Raw genomic sequence first — 3,074 nt, forward strand, 5'->3', positions numbered from 1 at the left:
GGCCAGAATCTTGGACATGGCCGACGGGGTTGGCCTGTCGCGTTGGTCGTCGGTTCTGCAAGCCAAGCCGCGCACGGATTTCGGCGGTCTTGTCTGGCTATCGCGCGGGCTTGCCAAGCAGTTGCGCCTGAAGCGGAAGAAGGGCCGGTTGCAGCAGGAGCCGCCCGCCACACCTTGGCGCGGCAGATCGGCCGCGCGCAAGCCTCAAGCAGCATCGGCGCCTTTGGTGTTTTCGCAGGCCATCGCCTGTCCGCAAACGACCGGCGACATGATGCTCGAAATCACCGTCAGGATCGGCGTTCCGCCGGTCCGGCGCCGCATCGAGATGGAGATCAATGACGGTGGCGAGCATATTGCCCGCCTGCGCGCCATGGCCATCAGCCGGTCCGGCAGGGAACGCGTGCTGCATTTTCGCGGCAAGGTGACTCTCGGCGGCGCGCGAGTTGCCTTGACGCTCGAGGCGCGACCATCGCGACAGTTTCGCGAGTGGAACGACGCGGCCACGGTGGCCGCCTATGGCGCCTTGCCTTTCCAGTTGCTGTCGGCGGATTTCTTTCCGGTCGGCTGAAGGAAGGCCCACCCGGCAGCTATAAGGCGTCGGGAGTGATCAGCCTCAAGGATGGGAAATAGGTCTGGTAGCGGCCGACATCACGGGTCAGAAGCGGAAGCTTGGTGACGGCGGCATGTGCGCCGATGAAGAAGTCAGGCAAGACGCCGGTCCTCGATCCTCCCGATCGGCGGTATTGCGTGAATACCTTTCCAGCAAGGAAAAGGGCGGCTCTTGGCATCGGAGCCATTTCGAGACCGGCCGCATCCAGAAATGCCTCAAGATCCTCGATTCTGATGTAGCGAACGGCAAGTTCTGCATAGACCGCATCATTGATCAACAATGGCCCATCGAGGCTTGCCGCCTCGAGTTGCGCGATCGACCAGCCCGCCCAATTGGGATCGTCCGTAACAAGGTCGAGCAGAACGTTGGTGTCGACGAACGTCACGCTCCGCCACGCGTCAGCGCCATGATAGCCTCGGTCGTGAGCCCCTCGCCGGCATGGCCGCGCAGATTGGCGAAGCGGCTCGCAGGCGGCTTTCTGTCAACCCGAGCCAACACCACGCTGCCATCGGCGGCGCGCCGGAAATCGACTCTGCTGCCCGGGACGATCCCCAGGAGGTCGCGGACGGGTTTGGGAATGGTCACTTGTCCCTTTGCCGTGACGGTGGTGGCCATCTTCACTCCTTGGTAATACCATATTCCGACAAGGTATTACCTCATCGGTCGATTTTCAAGGCTTGAAGCATCGTGTCTCTACCGAACCGCCAGAGTCCGTTCAAACTCCGTAGCGTTCGGTGCGAATGATTTCCGCTGCAACGCCGGCATTGATCAGCGCTTGGGCGGCCGCGGAAACGAAGGCGTTGGAGCCGCAGACGAAGGCGATGCCAGGCGGCTCCGGCAGCCGCGTCATGGCTTGAACCATCATCGCGACGTCTACCCGCCGCGCATAGTCGGCCGGGCGGCGTGCGGCTTCGCGCGTCAGTGTCAGCATCAGGTCGAAGCCGTCCTGGCGTTCGTCGAGGGCGATCAACTCGTGACGAAAGATCACTTCGTCCCAGACCCGGACCGAAAAGACCAGGACGACGGGCACCGCTGAATTATGCGCGGCGCGGTGGCGGAGCATCGACATCAAGGGCACGACGCCCGAACCGCCGCCGACCAGAACAAGCGGTCCACTCTCATCCTCCGGCCAGACGAAATGCCCGCCAAGCGGCCCGCGCAGTTCGATTTCATCGCCCACTGCCGCGACCTCGTGGAAGAAGGGCGAGACCTCGCCATCGTCGAGTTTTTCGATCGCCAGTTCGATTGCGCCGCTCGTTTCGGGCGCGGAGGCGATGGAATAGGAGCGGCGCGCCTGATAGCCGTCCGGCGCCGTCAGCCTGACGTCGACATGCTGCCCGGCGCGATAGGCGAAGGGCCGAGACGGCTGGAAAAAGAAGCTGGTGACACGCGGCGTGCGCTTTTCGATGCGGACGATGCCGGCTGTTTGCCAGGGCGACTGCACTGCCGCCGCATCGCTCATGGATCGTCCGTGTAGCGCTGCTCGCGCCATGGGTCGCCATAGATATGGTAGCCGCGCAATTCCCAGAAACCGGGCTCGTCTCGCGTGGTGAATTGCAGGCCGTTCAACCATTTGGCCGACTTCCAGAAATAAAGATGCGGCACCAGCAGCCTTGCCGGGCCGCCATGGTCCGGTGTGATCGGCTTGCCTTCGTAGAGCAGCGCCACCATGGCCTTGCCGGCGGTGAGGTCCTTGACCGGCACGTTGGTGGTGTAGCCGTCGAACGCGTGCGCCAGCGTGAAGCCGGTCGGCGGCTCCACACCCGCATCGGCAAGGATATCGTCGACCAGCACGCCCTGCCACGGCGTGTCGAACTTGGTCCATGCTGTCACGCAATGGATATCGCGTGTCATCTTGGTCATCGGCAGCGCGTTGAACTCGGTCCAGTTCCATTTCTTGATCGGGCGTGGCCCATGTTTCAGCGTGAAAGACCAATCCTCGGTACGCACGCGCGGCGTCGGACCGGCCGACAGCACCGGAAAACCCTGTTCCAGATATTGGCCCGGCGGGATGCGGGCATCGCCATCGGCTGGCGGGCGCCGTCCTGAAGAGAAACCTCGGGTGACCATAGCGGCAATCCCCATGCAATCAGGCCACTATCGGCCTGACGCAATGTTCTCGAAGATGCCGTGACGGGCAACCGAAATCTTGACGGGCGGAGACCGGCGGGACCGTCACCGATGGACCTGCCGCTCCGCGTTCCCGTCAACAGCAGTTCTCAGCCACTGGCAAAAGGCACCGCGATGTACATTTGAGCGTCGCCACGCTCGACCAGCAACAGGACCGATTTCCTGCCGGACTTGCCGGCCAAGGCGATCGCCTGGGTTACCTGCCTGGCGTTCTTGACCGGCACCTGATTGACGGCGACGATGATGTCGCCGGCCTGTATTCCGGAAGCGGCGGCGCGCTGGTTTCAGAGGTCAACGACGGTTCGCCGGCGGCCAAGGCCGGCGTCGAGACGGG

At 63.3% G+C, this 3,074-nt stretch carries 4 protein-coding genes and 2 pseudogenes; 1 reads left to right on the forward strand and 5 read right to left on the reverse strand.

The window, feature by feature from the left end; translation table 11 throughout:
- Positions 1-568 (forward strand): annotated as a pseudogene (locus EN964_RS30215) (hypothetical protein); the annotation flags it as partial.
- 19 nt (positions 569-587) lie between these two features.
- On the opposite strand, the gene EN964_RS30220 reads toward EN964_RS30215, so the two are convergent.
- The 5 genes and pseudogenes from EN964_RS30220 to EN964_RS30240 all read right to left on the reverse strand — a co-directional run.
- On the reverse strand, positions 588-995 hold the full coding sequence (locus EN964_RS30220; RefSeq protein ID WP_127267349.1) for a type II toxin-antitoxin system VapC family toxin: 408 nt from the start codon (positions 993-995) through the stop codon (positions 588-590).
- Complete coding sequence (locus tag EN964_RS30225) at positions 992-1,225, reverse strand: AbrB/MazE/SpoVT family DNA-binding domain-containing protein (protein ID WP_127267350.1); 234 nt, start codon at positions 1,223-1,225, stop codon at positions 992-994. Before EN964_RS30225 ends, EN964_RS30220 begins: the two co-directional genes overlap by 4 nt.
- Before the next feature lie 100 nt (positions 1,226-1,325).
- Positions 1,326-2,072 (reverse strand): FAD-binding oxidoreductase, encoded by a 747-nt coding sequence (locus tag EN964_RS30230; protein ID WP_127267351.1) that lies wholly within the window; start codon positions 2,070-2,072, stop codon positions 1,326-1,328.
- Positions 2,069-2,680, reverse strand: a complete 612-nt coding sequence (locus EN964_RS30235) for a sulfite oxidase-like oxidoreductase (RefSeq protein ID WP_127267352.1) — start codon at positions 2,678-2,680, stop codon at positions 2,069-2,071. The genes EN964_RS30230 and EN964_RS30235 overlap by 4 nt, the downstream gene beginning before the upstream one ends.
- A 149-nt stretch (positions 2,681-2,829) precedes the next feature.
- Positions 2,830-3,024 (reverse strand): annotated as a pseudogene (locus tag EN964_RS30240) (PDZ domain-containing protein); the annotation flags it as partial.
- Positions 3,025-3,074: the final 50 nt, after the last annotated feature.

Source organism: Mesorhizobium sp. M7A.F.Ca.CA.001.10.2.1, assembly GCF_003998575.1.
GTDB lineage: Bacteria > Pseudomonadota > Alphaproteobacteria > Rhizobiales > Rhizobiaceae > Mesorhizobium.

What these genes read in the sequence shown, in the direction of transcription:
- EN964_RS30235 (WP_127267352.1), bottom strand. Translation starts at nt 2,680, where the DNA reads ATGGTCACCCGAGGTTTCTCTTCAGGACGGCGCCCGCCAGCCGATGGC.
- EN964_RS30225 (WP_127267350.1), bottom strand. Translation starts at nt 1,225, where the DNA reads ATGGCCACCACCGTCACGGCAAAGGGACAAGTGACCATTCCCAAACCC.
- EN964_RS30230 (WP_127267351.1), bottom strand. Translation starts at nt 2,072, where the DNA reads ATGAGCGATGCGGCGGCAGTGCAGTCGCCCTGGCAAACAGCCGGCATC.